This window comes from Exiguobacterium sp. s161 (assembly GCF_018619045.1).
Lineage (GTDB): Bacteria > Bacillota > Bacilli > Exiguobacteriales > Exiguobacteriaceae > Exiguobacterium_A > Exiguobacterium_A indicum.
The window spans coordinates 60,183-77,734 of sequence record NZ_JACSNH010000005.1 but is presented as its reverse complement, the minus strand read 5'-3'; the positions used below and the strand labels follow the sequence as shown (position 1 = coordinate 77,734).

The window sequence follows — 17,552 nt, the reverse complement described above, 5'->3', positions numbered from 1 at the left end:
AACAGGCATGTTTTTTTATGATAAGAAGAATAATTGGATGAAGAAGAGAAGCGCGAACACATAGATGAGTGGGTGGACACGCTCTTTTTGGATAGCTTTCATGATCGGATAGACGATGAAACCGAATGCGATACCGGTTGCGATACTACCGGATAATGGCATGATCAAGATGACGAGGAAAGCCGTGAAAGCTTCGCTGAAGTCATCCCATGGAATCTGCTTGATGTTTTGAATCATGAAGGCACCGACTAAGATCAATGCGGGCGCAGTAATCGCAGGGACGCTCGAAATCGATTGAACGAACGGTCCAAAGACGGCAGATAATGCGAATAGAATCCCGACCGTCACGGATGTGAGTCCAGTCCGTCCACCAGCAGCGACACCCGCTGCAGATTCTACGTAAGCCGTTGTAGGACTTGTTCCGAATAATGAACCAGCGACCATCGCAGTCGAATCAGATAATAGGGCACGTTCGCTGTTTTTCAATGATCCATCTTCTTCAATCAATCCAGCCTGTTCTCCGACAGCGACCATCGTACCTGTCGTATCAAACATCGTCACGAGAACGAAGGAGAGGACACCGCTGAACAGACCGTATTGGAACACGTCTTGAATGGCGTTGAACGGATTCGTGATGATCAATCCTTCTGGTAACGTCGGTAACGCAACGAAGGAATCGGAAAACTTCAATTCACCTGTCAGGAATGCAATCAATCCAGAGAGGATCATGGCATATAAAATAGCACCTGGTACACGTTTGATTGTCAAGATCGCTGCAACTAATAATCCGATGAGTGTGATCAATGCTTCTGGTGACGTCAATGCGCCAATCGTGACGAGTGTATCTTCACTAGCGACTAAAATTCCTGACATCTTGAGACCGAGTGAAGCAATGAAGAGACCGATTCCACCTGTGATCGCAAGCTTTAATGTCATCGGAATGATTTCAATCAGCTTCGTACGAATCGGTGAGAGGGATAACAATAAGAAAATGACACCAGCGACGAAGACAACTGAGAGTGCTGTCTGATATGGAATCTTCTCACCAACGACAAGTGTATAAGTAAAATACGCATTGAGTCCCATTCCAGGTGCGACTGCGATTGGTAGATTCGCATAAAGCCCCATCAGAAGCGTACCGATCAATGTCGCGATGATCGTCGCAGAAAAAGCTTGGGCTTGGGGGATACCGGCATCTGCTAAAATCGTTGGGTTGACGAGCAGAATATAGGCCATCGTAATGAACGTCACGAATCCAGCTTGGATTTCACGTTTTACGGTTGTTTGATGTGCGGCAAGTTTAAACATGGGTAAAAGGACCACCTTCATAACAAATTGATTAAAAAACGAACATTGATGATATTATAGTAAAATTCATTCGGAATCAAGTCGAAACAAAAAAGAATTTTTTATAGGAATCATGAAAGAGAATATCAGGAAATGATGTAAGCGGATTCAAGGTTATGATACGATTGATTACAAGAAAAAGGATGGGGGCGCCTTTCATGAAAAGTATCCGGACGCGTTTGATTCGTCTCGTCGTCCTGGCGATCTTGATTCCGACTGCCCTCGCGACATCGATTTCCTATCTGTATGTGCGGCACCAAAACATTGAACAGGCAGAACGTTCTAGCCTGAACGTATTGACGCGGGGAAATACACAGGTGACCCATTATATAGAGGATATCCGCCGTCTATCGACGAGTCTGTACGCGAATCGTTCGTTGATGAACATCATGCGCGTCGGGGCAGATCAGGAACTAGACGAATCTGATGGAGTCGTTTCGCGGGCGATGTTAGGTCTGTTTTTATCACGTCAGGATATCGAGCAGTTACATTTCGTCATTTTAAATGGTTATTCGGAGTATTCGGTCTATAACATGAAAACAACGAGTCGAGGAAAGTTTGATTGGATGCAAGAAACGGATTATTTTCGATTGATGAAACAAAAAAACGGCTGGTTGATTGACGAAGCGCACACGATTGAACCATATAATGTGCACACGATGATTCTTGATGAAAAACAAGTCGTTAGTTTTCGTTATCGCATCGATCGTGTCGAAACAGATGAGCCACTCGGCTTCCTTTCGGTGGATATTCCCGTCCGTGTATTTGAACAACAGTTAAAACTGTTCGAGAATGATCCGGAAGAGTCGTTATGGTTGATGACAGAACAGCGTGTGTTGGCACAGACTGGGGCAGAGATGGAACTACCGGTCGATCGATTCACTGGGCAGAGTGGGAGTTTACGTGTCGGAAAATCGTTCATCGTCTACTCAAAGACGATGACGAATGGCGTTCCACTCATACTCGTCAAACGGATTCCGTATGCGTCAGTCATCCAAGGGGCGAATGAAACGGCATTGATTCTTGTTTTGATTGGTCTCGTCTCACTGTTCGTTATGATCATTGCCGCAAGTCTCGTTGCCATGCAGATCACGAAGCCAATCAAACAGTTGACAGCAAACGTCTGGCGAGTCGAACAAGGGGATTTATCAGCACGATTCGTTGCGACGACGAATGACGAGATTGGATTACTCAACCGTCAGTTCCAACGCATGATTCAACGGATTGATCGTTTAATCAAACGGGAGTATCGACTGGCACTCGAAAACCGGACGAATGAGCTACGGGCATTACAATCTCAGCTCAATCCGCACTTCTTATTCAATGCCTTACAATCGATCGGAACGACGACGTTACAAGGAGACCGGAAGATCGCGTACCGCTCCATCACCGGATTATCACAAATGATGCGCTACTCGATGAATAATGAGCAGACGATCGTGACGTTAAAACAAGAAGTCGATCATCTTCAAGCGTATATTCGTTTGCAACAGCAACGTTTTCCGGAACGTTTCCGTTATATCGTTGACGTCCCGTGGCATCTCAATGACATTGAAGTGCCGAAGATGATCTTGCAACCGTTCGCTGAAAATTACTTTAAACACGGCTTTCGACAGCAATTAGCAGCGACGGAGAACTATCTTGCTTACAAAGTCCGGACGGATGGCGGACGCCTCATTATTCAAATCGAGAATAGCGGTGCCGTCCTCGAAACAGGACGACTTGAAGAGATTGATCGTAAAATGCGCATGCATCGTAGCCCAGAGGATCTCGAGACGAGCGGCATTGGTCTCCATAATATTTATGAACGGCTCTTGATTTTTTACGGGGAACAAGCAAATATGACGCTCTCTTCTTCAGCTGTAGAGGGCGGATTCAAAATCGTGATTCGGATTCCATATGAGAAGGGGGACTTGGCATGAACGTGTTGATCGTAGACGATGAACGACATGTACGGGAAGCGGTCAAATTGCTCGGGGAATGGGACAGTTGGCAGGTCTCACATATTTACGAGGCGGAACATGGGGAAGAAGCGAAACGATTACTGGATACTGGAACGATTGATTTAATGCTGACAGATGTCGAAATGCCTGGACTCGACGGATTAACATTACTAGAATGGACAAAAAATCATCATCCAAAGGTCGTCACGATCGTGCTGACAGGGTATGATGATTATACGTATATGCGACGTGCCATTTTGCATCAATCCTTTGATTATTTATTGAAGCCGGTTGATCCAGATGTACTCAATGATGCCTTGTCCCGCGCGATGGAATGTATCCATCCGGTAGTGGAATCAGGGGAAGCGATTGATCAAATCGCCAAATACATCGAAACGCATTATGCGGAAGAATTGACACTGCAATTCATGAGCGAACGGTTTTACTTGAGCCGAGAGTATATATCACGACGCTTCAAACAGCGTTTTTCTGTTAACTTATCTGATTACATCCAAACGATTCGCTTGAATCGGGCGAAGGAATTATTGAGTGAGACGGAAGCACGCATCTACGAAATCGCACTTGAAGTCGGATATCAGGACGATAAGTATTTTCGGAAAGTGTTCAAAAAACAATTCGGTATGACACCGAATGAGTTTCGTGAATTGTTGTCGATTTAAACGACTATCGAGGAGGAATCGTACATGAGTGTACACATTAACGCAGCTGAAGGACAAATCGCCGAAACGGTCTTACTTCCAGGAGATCCGTTACGTGCTAAATACATCGCTGAGACGTTTTTAGAGGATGTTGTTCTTTATAACGAGGTTCGAGGCATGTATGGCTTCACAGGTACTTATAAAGGGAAAAAAGTTTCGGTTCAAGGAACAGGTATGGGTGTACCATCGATGTCGATCTATGCGAACGAACTCGTTCAGTCATACGGTGCGAAGAACTTGATCCGTGTCGGAACTGCCGGTGGGATCACGCCAGACGTTAAAGTTCGTGACGTCGTCATCGCGATGAGTGCTTCGCATGACATGGCACAGAACCGTGTCCGTTTTAATGGACTAGACTACGCACCGACAGCTTCTTTTGATCTGCTGCATAAAGCATATACAGCAGCTAAAGAACAAGGTATCGATGCAAAAGTCGGTCAAATCTTCACGACGGATCAGTTCTATCAAGATGATTTCCATCACTTCAAAAAATGGGCGGATTTCGGATGTCTCGCAATCGAGATGGAAGCGGCAGGTCTTTACACACTTGCAGCAAAACATAAAGTAAACGCACTGACGATCCTGACGATTTCAGATCATCTGTTGACAGGTGAAGAAACGACATCGGAAGAGCGTCAGACGACATTCAACGATATGATGAAAGTTGCGCTTGAAACAGCGATTCAATTATAAGAAGTAAGACGGAGAAGCCTCTCCGTCTTTTTTCATAGTCGAAAAGAGATATGGTAAGATAAAGGCAGTGTTATAGATCAGTTAAAGGGGAGATTCTCGGATGGAGACAACGATGACAGAGACAGTGCTTTCAGAGCGCCTTGAGACACAGCGTCACTTTTTCCAAACAGGTGCAACACGTAGTCTAGCTTTTCGCTTAAGCATGCTGACATTCTTACGCCAAGCGATTGAAACGCATGAAGCGGCGATCTATGAGGCATTAAAACAAGATCTCAATAAAGGACAGCATGATGCTTTTACGACGGAAATCGGTTTCGTTTATGGGGAGATTCAACGGATGGAGCGACAACTTCGTCGACTGGCACGCCCGAAGCGTGTCGCAACACCGCTTCTGCATATCGGCTCAAAAAGTGAAATCCAGTATGAACCCTATGGCAACGTTCTTGTCATCGCGCCATGGAACTATCCTTTCCAGCTGGCACTTGCTCCGGTCATTGGTGCGATTGCAGCGGGGAATACGGTCGTCCTTAAACCATCCGAGCTGACACCGAACGTCTCTCGTGTATTACGAGAAGTTTTTGAAACGGCATTCCATGAACGATTCGGAATCGTCATAGAAGGAGATGCTGAAGTCAGTAGCGCTTTATTAAACGAACGCTTTGATTATATCTTCTTTACGGGTTCCACACGCGTCGGAAAAATCGTGCATCAAGCTGCAGCGAAGCATTTGACACCGGTCACACTTGAACTGGGTGGTAAATCACCGACAATCGTTCACAAGGATGCGGATCTTCGTCTAGCAGCGAAGCGGATCGCATGGGGAAAATGGCTGAATGCCGGACAGACATGTATCGCCCCGGATTACGTATTGATTCATGAGGACGTTAAAGAACGTTTCTTGCAGTTGATTGAAGAAGAAGCCTTCAAACAGTACGGGAATGGCATCGGCGTCTCATCCTACGTCAAAATCGTATCGGACGATCATCTGAATCGCCTCAGCAGTTACTTGTCGCAAGGGACGATCGAATTCGGTGGACAAGTCGATCCGGAAACGCGTAAGATGGCGCCGACCGTCATGACGAATGTAGCGGTGGATGCTCCAGTGATGCAAGACGAAATCTTTGGACCGATCCTACCGGTGTTGACCTACCGTGAAATCGAAGAGGTCATCGCGTTCGTCAATGATCGTGACAAACCGCTTGCACTTTATCTGTTCACAGAGAACAAAGCCGTCGAACATCGTATCCTTGAACGGATTTCATTCGGTGGTGGATGTGTCAATGACACATTGATGCACGTCGCACAACATCACTTACCATTTGGTGGAGTCGGGGCGAGTGGCATGGGTGGATATCATGGCAAATATAGTTTCGAGACGTTCAGCCATCGTAAAGGAATCGTCAAAAACACGACGGCGTTCGATTTACCTTTCCGCTACATGCGAACAAATAGCAATTCCAAATGGATGCGCTTTTTGTTATGATGAGCTGTATTGAATACGTGGTATGAGAGGGATTTTGATTGTGAAGAAGAAATTAATTCGACTCATGAAAAAAACAGGTATGGTGGAGCAAAGTCTTCGGGTCATGATGCGAATCTTCACCTTATTTCCGGTACGGAAAAATCGTGTCATGTTTGAAAGCTTTTTGGGCAAACAGTACAATGATAGTCCTAAAGCCATCTACGATGAGTTGAAAAAGATGAACGTTGACTTAGAATTGATCATCAGCAAACAACGCGGTGTTTCTATGACGGATGAACAGGTGACATCTGTGAATCGGATGACGATCAAATGGATTTTTTTATTAGCTACTTCTCGCGTTTGGGTGTCCAATAGTCGCCTTCCTTCATGGCTAGTAAAACGAAAAGGTACTCTATATTATCAAACATGGCACGGAACGCCACTCAAAAAATTAGCGCTTGATATGGTGGATGTCCGAATGGCGAACACATCAACTGATCAATATAAAAAAGATTTTGTAAAAGAATCAGCAAAATGGGATGTCCTTCTCTCTCCGAACGCATACTCGAGTGAAATTTTCAAAAGAGCGTTTGGATACGAAGGAAAAATGTTAGAAATCGGATATCCTAGAAACGATGTGCTGTACCAAAATGAAAAACATGAAAGTATTATTGAGCGGGTAAAGGCACATTATCAAATAGAAACCGATAAAAAGATTATTTTATATGCTCCAACATGGAGAGATGATGATTACGTTGAGCAAGGAAACTACTCATTTACGTTACCTTTCTCCATTGAACGATTTGAGGAAGAATTTGGAGATGAGTATACAATGCTTGTACGACTCCATTATCTTGTTGGCGATCAATTGGATTTGAGTGCTGTCTCAGCGATTAAGAATGCCTCTAGATATCCGGAAATTTCTGAGCTATACTTAGCGGCAGATATCTTGATAACGGATTATTCCTCAGTGATGTTCGATTATGCGCACTTAAAACGTCCGATGCTATTCTACACCTATGATCTCAAACATTATCGTGATCATCTAAGAGGATTCTATTTTTCTTTTGAGGAAGAAGCACCGGGTCCGTTGATTCAAGAAGAGCAAATTCTTTTTGAAGAAATCAGACAGATCGAGTCGTGGGAGCGACGATTCGATTTGAAAAGTGAAGCATTTCGTCGTCATTATTGCGAATGGGATGACGGTCACGCAGCACAAAGAGCTGCGCTGGATATCTTAGAGAATATTAAATAAACGGGGAGTGTTTTTAAATGAAGAAGGTCATTACGTACGGTACATTTGATTTGTTACATTGGGGACATATCAATATTTTACGTCGCGCTAAAGAAATGGGAGATTACCTCATCGTGGCAATTTCGACAGATGAATTCAATCGTCTTAAGCATAAACAAGCGTACCATAACTATGAGAATCGTAAATTAATCTTAGAAGCAATTCGTTATGTGGATGAAGTCATTCCAGAGAACAACTGGGAACAAAAAGTAGAAGACGTTCAAAAACATAATGTTGATGTATTCGTTATGGGTGATGACTGGAAAGGTGAATTCGACTTCTTAAAAGACCATTGTGAAGTCGTTTACTTGGAGCGCACTGAAGGAATTTCAACTAGCCAAATTAAGAATGAGCTAGGCTCGAATTAATGGATGAAGAGACCTCGCGGGAGTGAGGTCTCTTTTTTAAGGGAGTCACTAAATATGCGTTCAATGATGATTTCGATCTATTTATTTATCTTTCGAATAGTCTATCAACTATTTTGTTTTTTACCCATTCAAGAAAAGACGTTATTTTGGATGAGCTATGGTGAAAATGCTATGCCAATACATCTTCGCTTAAATCAACGAAACAACCAACAAAAGCAAGTTCTTATCTTCGACGAACGCTATATGCGGGCGACAGATTGTTGGAATGTCAGTCGCAAAATTGCTTATCATCCAATGCGATTGATTACGATTTCTTATCATTTAGCTACTTCTCGTCATGTTTTTTTAGATAATTATATTGGAGAATTCAGCGTTTCCTCTACTCGAAAAAATACAAGGCGGATTCAATTGTGGCATGCCGCTGGAACGTTAAAACAGTTTGGGCTGACCTCATCGAAAACTCGTTCGATGTCCACGTCGACACAGAAACGATTTCGACGTGTCTATCAAGAATACGGAGATTTTATTGTTCCAGGAATGCGGTGTGCTGAACAATTCATGATGCCGCACGATTTAGAACGATCCCACTTTAAAGCGTTCGGCATGCCACGAACGGACTATTGGTTTGATGAGGAGCAACGAAAACAGAAAACAGTGGAATTAAGAAAACAATACGCAAAGACTAATCGTCGGATCTTATTGTATGCACCGACATACCGGGAATACAAAGAAACAGAAGATCATACGATTCAACAGTTTGAAAAACTTGCTCAAGCGGGGTGGACGATTCTCGTTAAATTGCATCCGACGATTCGAGCGCTTTCGACCTATCGTTCTAGCCATATCCATCTTGTGGACGATACGTATTCAATCAATGATTACTTGCTGATCACAGATGTGCTCGTAACTGATTATTCCTCCATTCCATTTGAAAGCTGTCTCCTCAACATTCCGGCGTTCCTGTATACACCGGATATCGATACATATCGACAACTACCAGGTCTCGTCGATCAGTATCCGAAACCATTGCCTGTGCGACAGACGGAGCGAATGGAACAATTGATGGATTGGATCATGTCTGAGACGATACTAGAAGAGTGCCGTCAGCACATGGAGGAATTTCAAACGAGTTGGTATGATCATCCCCCTGGTCAAGCAGTGGAACGCATCGTTGATCATTATTACGGAGATATATGATACTCAATCTGACGATTGCTTTAGTTTTAGAAAGCGGTCGTCAGATAAATTTTCGAAAACAAATGTGAAACATTGAACAAAGTTTGACAATCTTTTGAAAATCCATTCTTTTCGACTGTGATGTTCTATACTAAAAGCAGAAGAAGAGGAGAGGAGAAATGGATATGCTAACTTGTGGAACGACTGAAGCCAATACGTTCGTCTTATCACTCGAAACGCGAACGTTGCTTGAGAGCTTCATGACAGAAACGACGTTCAAAAAGGATTCCATTGTCTGTTGGGAAGGGGAAATGAACGATAAGTTGTTTTATGTGAAACAAGGAGGCGTCAAACTATCGAAGTTGACGAAAAAAGGCAGTCCATTACTCATGTTTTTATATTTCAAAGGAGATTTGTTTGGCGAATTTGATGTAGGAGAAGCTTTTCCGAGTTCCTACAGTATTGAAACGATGGAAGATAGCATCATCGGATTCTTATCGAAAAACCAATTAGAAGAGCTTATGAAAAAAGACGGTGCCTTTGCGCTTGAGATCATGCGATGGCAAGCATTAATGCGGAAGCAAACGGAAACGAAATTACGTGACTTACTACTGTTTGGAAAACCAGGGGCATTAGCTTCGACGTTACTTCGCTTGATTGCGATGGAAGGGGAACAAGTGGGAGAAACGTATCGTCTTGCGAAGCGACCATCCGACGGTGAGTTTGGTCAATTGATTGGTGCACCACGTGAGACCGTTAATCGTATGTTTTCTCAGTGGAAAAAAGAAGGGGTCGTTTCGATGACAGCAAAAGAAATCACCATTCACGATCCGCAATATCTACGGGATCTGTGTCATTGTGAAGGGTGTCCAGCAGGTGTTTGTCGAATTTAATAAGATGTACAAATCATCCCGACGCGAAACAGGACTTTCCTGTCTCGCGTTATTTTTGTGTATAAAAGTTTTTTCTACGCTCGTTTAGATGTGAACTTTCTGTGTGTTTTCGAAATGAAAAGTGCGGAATTTTCATATTTAAAGTGATATTTATCACAGTTTCCAGACTTGCTGAATTCTTACAATAAAGACAAGTTCAGAGTAGGAAAGGAGTAATCACGATGAGTCAAAAGACAGAATCGAACCTAAAAGGAACATTCGTTGCCGTCCTGATCGTAGCAGGTGTCATCATCGGGATGTGGAGTTCAATCTTTCTATTGTTCATATCACGTTAAGGAGGAATCACGATGCACATTCATCGTTTAGAAAAAATCTGGCTGATCTTCGGAGTAGCGATGCTCACGATCTTCTTGACGATCATCGGTATATCCGCTTTTGCATCCGGAAATCAACCGCCATCCGATGCGACATTGATTGATCCGACGAAAGTCGATCAGACGAAACCGTTTGATAAGCCAGGACTAAAGAAAATTGATGACAACCGATATGAAGCGGTCATCCTTTCACAAGCTTTTCAGTTTACACCAAAAGATATGGTCATACCTAAAGGGGCGACAGTCGATTTTCTCGTGACATCGAAGGACGTCGTTCATGGATTTGAAATCGTTAAGACGAACGTCAATATGATGGTCGTTCCCGGACATATTAATTCGATTGAGTATACGTTCAAGGAAGCAGGCGAATATCTCGTCGTCTGTAATGAATATTGTGGTAATGCCCATCATATGATGGCAACGAAAATCAAGGTGGTGGAATAATATGAATGCTATATCAAATAAACTAAGACAGTTCGAGATGGAGCGTGGTCTACCCGCTACCGTCATCGGAGTCAAGGAAGCGAAACTGGCCTTTGCACATGTTAGTTTTTCACTTGTCGCCTTATTGATCGGTGGTCTATGTGGATTACTACAAACGATGGTACGGACAGGTGCCATTCCAGAAATCGCTGGAATCGGATACTATGAGCTTCTGACTGCTCACGGATTGATGCTTGCAATCGTCTTTACTACGTTATTCATTTTCGGATTATTGTTCTCATTTTTAGGTCAATCGTTCGGACGCTTTGAAGAGTTTCCGCGACGTCTCGGATGGGTCGGGTTCTGGTTCATGATTCTTGGTGTCGTCCTCGTCACGTGGATGGTGCTTGCAGGTGAAGCTTCCGTCCTCTATACGTTCTATGCACCACTCAAGGCACATCCTGTTTTTTATATCGGACTCGTCATCTTCGTCGTCGGAACGTGGATCGCGTCTGGTGCCATGTTCCGAATGTATGCTGATTATAAGCGGGAACACCCTGGTGTTCATCCACCGCTTCAAGCCTACATGAGCATTATGACTGCCTTGTTATGGGTGGTTGCGACACTCGGCGTAGCGGCAACGATTCTCTTTCAACTTCTTCCTTTATCTCTTGGTTGGACGGATAAGGTCGGGATCGAGCTATCTCGGACGCTATTTTGGTACTTTGGTCATCCGCTCGTCTATTTCTGGTTGTTACCTGCCTACATCGTCTGGTATACGGTCATTCCGAAAATCGTTGGTGGGAAGATTTTTTCTGACGCGTTAGCACGCATGTCGTTCTTGTTATTCCTACTCTTTTCATTCCCTGTAGGTTTTCACCATCAATTGTTAGAGCCAGGGATTTCTGCATTTTGGAAGTATGTCCAAGTCGTCTTGACATTCCTCGTCATCATTCCATCATTGATGACTGCCTTCTCGATGTTTGCGACATTTGAGCTAGCAGGTCGCCGTAAGGGAGCAACTGGCATATTTGGTTGGGTGAAGAAAATGCCATATCGGGATGTCCGGTTCCTTGCACCGTTCATCGGGATGTTGTTCTTCATTCCAGCAGGTGCAGGTGGTGTCATTAATGCATCGCATCAGCTGAACATCATCGTTCATAACACATTATGGGTTACGGGACACTTTCATATCACGGTCGGTGCTGCTGTCGCACTAACGTTCTTCGGAACAGCCTACTGGCTTGTCCCGCTCTTACGTGGTCGGACGTTAACAGCGGCAATGAATCGTCTTGGACTTATTCAAACGGCTGCCTGGACGATCGGAATGCTCTTCATGTCGACTGCGATGCACATCTCAGGATTACTCGGTAATCCACGACGGACGGGACCAGCCACCTACTTCAAGGATTCAATCGTCGCTGACTGGATTCCATATCATGTCGCAATGGCGATCGGCGGAACGATTTTATTCATCTCGATTCTGCTATTCCTCTATGCGATGTTCCAACTGGCCTTCCGAGCGCCAAAAGGAACGGAAGAATTTCCGATTGCTGAAACGGAAGAAGAGGCGATGGCAACGCCACTCTTCTTTGAAAATTGGAAGCTATGGATTTTCGTGACGTTCGCTTTGATTGCGTTTGCGTACACGGTACCGATTTGGCATATGATTGAAAATGCCCCTCCAGGAGCTCCCGGATGGAGACTCTGGTAAGACAGTGAAGAGGGGACTGACTCAAAAAAAAGAATGACGCGTCATTACACACCATTTCCTCAGGCGAGACAAAGCCCCCCTTTCCTACTTCATTTAAGCAAGAAAGGGGGGCTTGTTTGTCTCTGACAACGCATAAATGCGCTTTTCCTGTAGGAGTTGCGTGTGACGCGTCATTCTTTTTATTACGAGATAAGGGAGGCAAATCATCAATCTGCCTCCCTTATCTTTGTAGAGACTGACTTTTGAGTCAGCCCCTTATTTGCGTGAGCTTAAGGAATAAGTAATGAAGGGCTAAATCTTATTTGACGAGATTATGCTTGAAGGCATAGACGACAGCTTGTGTACGGTCTACGACATCGAGTTTCGATAAGATGTTCGAGACGTGTGTCTTAACGGTTTTTAAGGAAATGAATAATTCGTCTGCGATTTCTTGGTTCGCCATACCACGAGCCATCAATTGAAGAACTTCCTGCTCACGTTCCGTCAAATCGTCATGCAAGTGTGTCGTAGGACGACGAAGACGTTCCATCATTTTACCGGTCACTTGTGCTGCCATGACAGATTGACCGTTTGCCGTCTTGCGAATCGCTTCTGCGATGTCAAAGGCGCTAGCCGTTTTTAAGACATAACTCATCGCACCGGCTTCAATGACAGGATAAACTTTCTCATCATCAAGAAAACTCGTCACGACGAGAATTTTTGCTTCCGGCCAGTCTTTGCGAATCAGTCGCGTTCCTTCGACGCCATCGACTGGCTCCATCACTAAATCCATCAAGATGACATCCGGTCGGTGTTCAAGCGCAAGCAAGGCTCCTGCTTGACCATCCGACGCTTCGGCGACGACCTCGATGTCTGGTTGTGTGGAAAGGAAAGCAGACACACCGGCCCGGACCATCTCGTGATCATCTACTAATAATACGCGTATCATACTTGCACCATCCGATCTTTTCTAAGTTTGACTTCGATTTGGGTTCCTTGTCCTGGAACACTGACGAGACGAATCGTTCCGCCCATCTCAGCCGTTCGTTCCCGCATCGAATTAATGCCATAAGAGGCAAGTTTTTTTTCATCAACGACGAATCCAACACCATCATCATTCATGCTCAGAATGATCGTTTCGTTGAATTGTCGGAGCTCGATATCCATATGAGACGCTTTCGCATGACGTAATGCATTCGTCAATCCTTCTTGGACGATCCGGAACAACTCGTTTTCGATTTGTCGTGGAAGTGTCATCTCTTCTAACTTCCAACTCAACTGTGTGGACTGCTTTCTAGATAATTCTTCGAGCAGTTGCGAAAGTCCTTGTTGTAACGTCATCCCTTCTAGTTCGACAGGGCGAAGCTGAAGTAAGAGGGAGCGCATTTCAGACTGCGCCGTTTGCGCCATCGTCTCGACCATCTCGATCTGTTTGGCTGCAGCTTCAGGTTGAGACAGAATCGTCTGTTTAGCTGCTGTCGTCATCATGGAGATGGCATAGAGCTGTTGCGAAACGGAGTCGTGTAAATCACGTGCGAGTCGCTTTCGTTCCTCCGTGACGGCTTGAACTCTTACTTGTTCAACGTGTTGCGGACGTGTACTGATTTTTTGGACGGTCTCGACTTGTTCGTCGATACGTTTTCCAATCCGCGACAAGCGCGTCAACGTATGAAAGTAGGGACCCGGAACGATCGTCACATCTTTTCCTTGTTCCAGTTCAATGATGGCAGTCGTGACACGTTTGAAGTCACGTCGCAAGAAAAAGTAATGCATGCTACCGATGGCAAGCGGTAGTAATAACGAGAGTCCGATGACGAGTAGAAGGACAGGGAAATCTTGTTGACGGACGAATAGGACATGCCAATCGACTTGTCGTGTACTTAAGAATAACAACGTCGTCATGACGGCAGTCAAAAAGCCCGTCATGACTTGGAGTGCAATGACACCAAGCGGGAATTGATCACGCTTCATATCGAAGACACCTCCACGTTGCCAATACCGAGCATGACATGAATGCGAACCTTCCGCGTTGCTTCGCCGTATTCCGGTGCCCGGAATTGAATGCGTCGATTAAAGAAGGTCGGAATCCGGCGGATATCTGTCTTGACGCTTCCGAAGCCGATTGACGTGTCGAGTGTATAGTCGTAGCCGGACGGTAAAAGAATTCGGACGTCCCCGACGACACCACTGACGACGATCAAGGTCTCACCTTCCGGGACGTAAGCGTGCGTCAAATCGATTTCTAAATCCTTGACGATGAACTGTTCACTCAAATCCTGTAAGACGTACGGTGCATCGGCTTGAGTCGAGAAGGAGTAAGCGGGTTGAATCTTAATCCCTTCCTCTTCATATTGATGCGGAGCAATCCGTGAAAATAAAAATTCGCGGACAGAATGTCGTGTCACGAGAATGATCCCAAGATAGAGCAAGATACCAGCAATGACAAAACCGATGGCAGCCGAACTAAGGACGACGCCAGCAAGAATGATCGTACCGACGATGTAGAAGAGGATTGCTAATTTTTCATGATTGCGTCGTCGGAAATGAATCCCGACATAATACAGCAGGAACGGAAATAAGACACCAAACAATACATTTCCTGCACCGGACAATAGGTCATAGAACAGACCGAGGGCGAACAGGATCGATACGTAACCGACCAGTTGTTTCGTACTTAATCGTCGCACGATCAATCTCCTTTCTAACATGACAAAGGGAGGCATACGCCTCCTTCATCATTGACTGCTTATTGGTGAATGCGGCGTTCGAGTTCAGCAATACGCGCATCGATATCATCTTCATCAACGGCTGGTTGTTTTGCTTCAGGCTCTTCTGCCGTGAACGGATGTGCTTCTTCTTTTATAGTAGCATTTGGTTCGCGATCTAGCACCTGGTTCATCTTGTTTTTTAAGTTCGAGACGTTTTCACGCATCATCCATTCGTACCGTTTGTTTTGTAGATCTTCGAGCTTCAACTTCAACTCGAGGGCTTCACGTTCCAATTCATTCAGCTCGCGTTTCGTCTCAGCGACGAGTTCTTCGAAGAAGCGGTATTGCTCCCCATAATGCTTCGATTCGATGGCTGCACGCTCAGCCAGTTGTTGTTCACCGGCTTCGTTTGCGATTTCGACTTGCTTGAAGCGTTTATCTGCTAAATCCTTCGCTTCTTCTTGTTTATGCGTTAATTCTTGCAGTAATGTCCGTTGACGCTCGAGAAGTCGATCAATCTCTTTTAAATCAGCTTCTGTAGATCGAATATGACGAACGAGCTTTTTAGCAGGTACTTCACCCTGTTCGGCTGCTTTTTTGACTTCTGTCATCATTTGTGTCGCAAAATCGTTAAGTTGATCAAATACGTTTTTCATGAAAAAATTCCTCCTTGGAAGTGGCGAATGATATCGGGTCACACATTTTGATTAGAAACGTTTTTCGTCTAAGTCTTTCCAGTCTGCTTCGAAATGTGTCGTTGATGTACGGCGACGGTTAAAGAGATCTTGAACATTGACACGCTGTAGTTTCATACGCATGTAACCGACGTACAATGCGATGGCTGCTGCGATTCCGATGACTGCCCAGATGTTCGAGAGGGCAAGTCCGATTCCGATGGCTGCTAGGAATCCGAAGCCGAGTTTCGCTGGCCATTTGTTCGATTGCATGAACTTACTGATCGAATAGAACGCGAGTAACGCCCCTAAACCAAGTCCGATCATATGCGGTAATGTTCCGATAACGACGGCAAGTAACGCCAGTCCGGCGAGAATCATCACCAGTTGTTTTCCTTTCGATTGCTTCATGAGGAAGCCTCCCTTGTGTTGATACCTTTATGATACGGGAGTCCTTCTATTCCTACGACACTCTTTGGACCGTATTTGCTCTCGGGCTTAAGGCGGAGAGAAGGTCTGACTTTAAGGGAAGCGCTATCAGAACCAATGATTCATATGATACTCTATAAGGGAATTGAATCGAGAGGAGTGATGTTGATGAGTGCAACAATCAACGCTAAAAAAGTAACATGTATCGGAAACCAGGGAGGGGTTTCCCTCCCTTAAATCAGAGGAGGAAACTATTTGAACGAATGGGGTACACCACCTGTCTACGAAACGACAGGAACAGAACGATTAGGACGGATCATAGCCGTCTATCAAACACATTATCGCGTCATGACGGAAACAGGAGAATCGCTGAGCGAACTGTCTGGTAAATTGCGTTTTCAATCGGGAACGAAAGCTGAATTGCCAGCGGTTGGTGACTGGATCATCCAAACAGAGCGAGAACCGGGGAAGGGACGGATCGAACGTGTCTTGCCACGATCTTCTCAATTTTCCCGAAAAGCGGCAGGAACGGAGACCGAGGAACAAATCATCTGCGCGAATGTCGACGTTGCCTTGCTCGTCATGGCTTTTGGACATGACTTCAACGTCCGTCGACTGGAACGTTATTTAACGGTTGCTTGGGATGCAGGGGTGACACCAATCATCGTCCTGACGAAAAAAAGTCTGATGCCGTCGATTGAAACGGAACTGCAGGCTGTCGAAGCGATCGCGTTCGGAACACCAATCCTTGCCGTTGATTCTTTGACCGGCGACGGATTAGAGGAGTTGCGTGAACAGTTACAAATCAAGCAGACGATCGTGTTAGTCGGATCGTCCGGCGTCGGGAAGTCGACGCTCGTCAATGCTTTAGCTGGAGAACAGTTAATGGAGACGGGTGGCGTACGAGAAGACGATGAACGTGGACGTCACACGACGACGCATCGCGAACTGAAACGACTATCGAACGGTCTACTGCTCGTTGATACACCGGGGATGCGAGAATTGGCCTTATGGGATGGAAGTGACGGTTTATCGTCGACGTTTTCCGATATTGAGGAGCTTGCTGAAAACTGTCGTTTCCGAGACTGTAAACATGATAAGGAACCGGGCTGTGCCGTTCGGACAGCTTTAGAAGATGGCACACTAACTGCTGAACGCTGGAATAGCTTCGTCAAGCTAAAACGAGAAATCGCTTATGCGGAACGCAAGCAAAATGTGGCGTTGCAGGCGGCGGAGAAAGAAAAGTGGAAAAAAATCCACAAGCAGGCCCAAGCGCATACGAAAGTGAAGTATCAAAAGCGATAATACGACTGAAATATGAAAAGCATCTGCAACGGAAAAAGGAGTCTCTTTTTC

Annotated in this window: 18 protein-coding genes; 12 read left to right on the top strand and 6 right to left on the bottom strand. The window is 45.1% G+C overall.

Translation table 11 applies throughout. From position 1 onward, the window contains the following. Nucleotides 1–15: 15 nt before the first annotated feature. The gene (locus KNQ14_RS12925; RefSeq protein ID WP_214749630.1) at nucleotides 16–1,308 is read right to left on the bottom strand and encodes an NCS2 family permease; all 1,293 of its coding nucleotides are present in this window, start codon (nucleotides 1,306–1,308) and stop codon (nucleotides 16–18) included. Between the two features lie 197 nt (nucleotides 1,309–1,505). On the opposite strand from KNQ14_RS12925, the gene KNQ14_RS12920 reads away from it, so the two are divergent. The 11 genes from KNQ14_RS12920 to KNQ14_RS12870 all read left to right on the top strand — a co-directional run bounded on the left by KNQ14_RS12920 (nucleotide 1,506) and on the right by KNQ14_RS12870 (nucleotide 12,406). After that, nucleotides 1,506–3,269: a sensor histidine kinase gene (locus KNQ14_RS12920; protein WP_214861259.1), complete on the top strand. Its 1,764-nt coding sequence runs from the start codon at nucleotides 1,506–1,508 to the stop codon at nucleotides 3,267–3,269. Further along, entirely contained in the window at nucleotides 3,266–3,970 is a 705-nt protein-coding gene (locus KNQ14_RS12915) for a response regulator transcription factor (RefSeq protein WP_023467243.1), read from the top strand. The genes KNQ14_RS12920 and KNQ14_RS12915 overlap by 4 nt, the downstream gene beginning before the upstream one ends. Nucleotides 3,971–3,994: 24 nt before the next feature. Further along, nucleotides 3,995–4,702 (top strand): purine-nucleoside phosphorylase, encoded by a 708-nt coding sequence (gene deoD, locus KNQ14_RS12910; protein ID WP_023467244.1) that lies wholly within the window; start codon nucleotides 3,995–3,997, stop codon nucleotides 4,700–4,702. Between the two features lie 100 nt (nucleotides 4,703–4,802). Then, nucleotides 4,803–6,185: an aldehyde dehydrogenase gene (locus KNQ14_RS12905; protein WP_058265762.1), complete on the top strand. Its 1,383-nt coding sequence runs from the start codon at nucleotides 4,803–4,805 to the stop codon at nucleotides 6,183–6,185. Between the two features lie 64 nt (nucleotides 6,186–6,249). Then, nucleotides 6,250–7,419, top strand: coding sequence for a CDP-glycerol glycerophosphotransferase family protein (locus KNQ14_RS12900; RefSeq protein ID WP_241492353.1), 1,170 nt, complete (start codon nucleotides 6,250–6,252; stop codon nucleotides 7,417–7,419). 17 nt (nucleotides 7,420–7,436) lie between these two features. Further along, on the top strand, nucleotides 7,437–7,826 hold the full coding sequence (gene tagD, locus KNQ14_RS12895; protein ID WP_023467250.1) for a glycerol-3-phosphate cytidylyltransferase: 390 nt from the start codon (nucleotides 7,437–7,439) through the stop codon (nucleotides 7,824–7,826). Between the two features lie 3 nt (nucleotides 7,827–7,829). Then, nucleotides 7,830–9,023 (top strand): CDP-glycerol glycerophosphotransferase family protein, encoded by a 1,194-nt coding sequence (locus KNQ14_RS12890; protein ID WP_371743356.1) that lies wholly within the window; start codon nucleotides 7,830–7,832, stop codon nucleotides 9,021–9,023. A gap of 158 nt (nucleotides 9,024–9,181) precedes the next feature. After that, the gene (locus KNQ14_RS12885) at nucleotides 9,182–9,895 is read left to right on the top strand and encodes a Crp/Fnr family transcriptional regulator (protein WP_251138400.1); all 714 of its coding nucleotides are present in this window, start codon (nucleotides 9,182–9,184) and stop codon (nucleotides 9,893–9,895) included. A gap of 221 nt (nucleotides 9,896–10,116) precedes the next feature. Beyond that, nucleotides 10,117–10,230: a hypothetical protein gene (locus KNQ14_RS12880; RefSeq protein WP_023467253.1), complete on the top strand. Its 114-nt coding sequence runs from the start codon at nucleotides 10,117–10,119 to the stop codon at nucleotides 10,228–10,230. Nucleotides 10,231–10,242: 12 nt separating this feature from the next. Beyond that, entirely contained in the window at nucleotides 10,243–10,713 is a 471-nt protein-coding gene (locus tag KNQ14_RS12875; protein WP_214861255.1) for a cytochrome c oxidase subunit II, read from the top strand. A 1-nt stretch (nucleotide 10,714) separates the two neighbouring features. Further along, on the top strand, nucleotides 10,715–12,406 hold the full coding sequence (locus tag KNQ14_RS12870; protein WP_023467255.1) for a b(o/a)3-type cytochrome-c oxidase subunit 1: 1,692 nt from the start codon (nucleotides 10,715–10,717) through the stop codon (nucleotides 12,404–12,406). Nucleotides 12,407–12,704: 298 nt separating this feature from the next. On the opposite strand, the gene KNQ14_RS12865 is transcribed toward KNQ14_RS12870, so the two are convergent. From KNQ14_RS12865 to KNQ14_RS12845, 5 genes are read right to left on the bottom strand one after another with little or no spacing between them, the layout of a single operon-like run. Then, nucleotides 12,705–13,334 carry a response regulator gene (locus KNQ14_RS12865; protein WP_023467256.1) on the bottom strand — a complete coding sequence of 210 codons (630 nt, stop codon included), beginning with the start codon at nucleotides 13,332–13,334 and terminating at the stop codon, nucleotides 12,705–12,707. After that, the gene (locus KNQ14_RS12860; RefSeq protein WP_035398797.1) at nucleotides 13,331–14,356 is read right to left on the bottom strand and encodes a sensor histidine kinase; all 1,026 of its coding nucleotides are present in this window, start codon (nucleotides 14,354–14,356) and stop codon (nucleotides 13,331–13,333) included. The genes KNQ14_RS12865 and KNQ14_RS12860 overlap by 4 nt, the downstream gene beginning before the upstream one ends. Next, nucleotides 14,353–15,072 carry a cell wall-active antibiotics response protein LiaF gene (liaF, locus tag KNQ14_RS12855; RefSeq protein WP_029340864.1) on the bottom strand — a complete coding sequence of 240 codons (720 nt, stop codon included), beginning with the start codon at nucleotides 15,070–15,072 and terminating at the stop codon, nucleotides 14,353–14,355. Before liaF ends, KNQ14_RS12860 begins: the two co-directional genes overlap by 4 nt. Before the next feature lie 59 nt (nucleotides 15,073–15,131). Continuing rightward, nucleotides 15,132–15,749 carry a PspA/IM30 family protein gene (locus KNQ14_RS12850; protein WP_029340865.1) on the bottom strand — a complete coding sequence of 206 codons (618 nt, stop codon included), beginning with the start codon at nucleotides 15,747–15,749 and terminating at the stop codon, nucleotides 15,132–15,134. A 51-nt stretch (nucleotides 15,750–15,800) separates the two neighbouring features. After that, the gene (locus KNQ14_RS12845; RefSeq protein WP_023467260.1) at nucleotides 15,801–16,178 is read right to left on the bottom strand and encodes a lmo0954 family membrane protein; all 378 of its coding nucleotides are present in this window, start codon (nucleotides 16,176–16,178) and stop codon (nucleotides 15,801–15,803) included. A gap of 273 nt (nucleotides 16,179–16,451) precedes the next feature. Between KNQ14_RS12845 and rsgA the strand changes: the two genes are divergently transcribed. Next, nucleotides 16,452–17,501: a ribosome small subunit-dependent GTPase A gene (gene rsgA, locus KNQ14_RS12840; protein WP_035398795.1), complete on the top strand. Its 1,050-nt coding sequence runs from the start codon at nucleotides 16,452–16,454 to the stop codon at nucleotides 17,499–17,501. The last annotated feature ends 51 nt before the right edge of the window (nucleotides 17,502–17,552 follow it).

Coding starts and splice junctions, on each gene's coding strand:
- KNQ14_RS12925 (WP_214749630.1), bottom strand. CDS start 1,308: ATGTTTAAACTTGCCGCACATCAAACAACCGTAAAACGTGAAATCCAA.
- KNQ14_RS12920 (WP_214861259.1), top strand. CDS start 1,506: ATGAAAAGTATCCGGACGCGTTTGATTCGTCTCGTCGTCCTGGCGATC.
- KNQ14_RS12915 (WP_023467243.1), top strand. CDS start 3,266: ATGAACGTGTTGATCGTAGACGATGAACGACATGTACGGGAAGCGGTC.
- deoD (WP_023467244.1), top strand. CDS start 3,995: ATGAGTGTACACATTAACGCAGCTGAAGGACAAATCGCCGAAACGGTC.
- KNQ14_RS12905 (WP_058265762.1), top strand. CDS start 4,803: ATGGAGACAACGATGACAGAGACAGTGCTTTCAGAGCGCCTTGAGACA.
- KNQ14_RS12900 (WP_241492353.1), top strand. CDS start 6,250: ATGAAAAAAACAGGTATGGTGGAGCAAAGTCTTCGGGTCATGATGCGA.
- tagD (WP_023467250.1), top strand. CDS start 7,437: ATGAAGAAGGTCATTACGTACGGTACATTTGATTTGTTACATTGGGGA.
- KNQ14_RS12890 (WP_371743356.1), top strand. CDS start 7,830: ATGAAGAGACCTCGCGGGAGTGAGGTCTCTTTTTTAAGGGAGTCACTA.
- KNQ14_RS12885 (WP_251138400.1), top strand. CDS start 9,182: ATGGATATGCTAACTTGTGGAACGACTGAAGCCAATACGTTCGTCTTA.
- KNQ14_RS12880 (WP_023467253.1), top strand. CDS start 10,117: ATGAGTCAAAAGACAGAATCGAACCTAAAAGGAACATTCGTTGCCGTC.
- KNQ14_RS12875 (WP_214861255.1), top strand. CDS start 10,243: ATGCACATTCATCGTTTAGAAAAAATCTGGCTGATCTTCGGAGTAGCG.
- KNQ14_RS12870 (WP_023467255.1), top strand. CDS start 10,715: ATGAATGCTATATCAAATAAACTAAGACAGTTCGAGATGGAGCGTGGT.
- KNQ14_RS12865 (WP_023467256.1), bottom strand. CDS start 13,334: ATGATACGCGTATTATTAGTAGATGATCACGAGATGGTCCGGGCCGGT.
- KNQ14_RS12860 (WP_035398797.1), bottom strand. CDS start 14,356: ATGAAGCGTGATCAATTCCCGCTTGGTGTCATTGCACTCCAAGTCATG.
- KNQ14_RS12850 (WP_029340865.1), bottom strand. CDS start 15,749: ATGAAAAACGTATTTGATCAACTTAACGATTTTGCGACACAAATGATG.
- KNQ14_RS12845 (WP_023467260.1), bottom strand. CDS start 16,178: ATGAAGCAATCGAAAGGAAAACAACTGGTGATGATTCTCGCCGGACTG.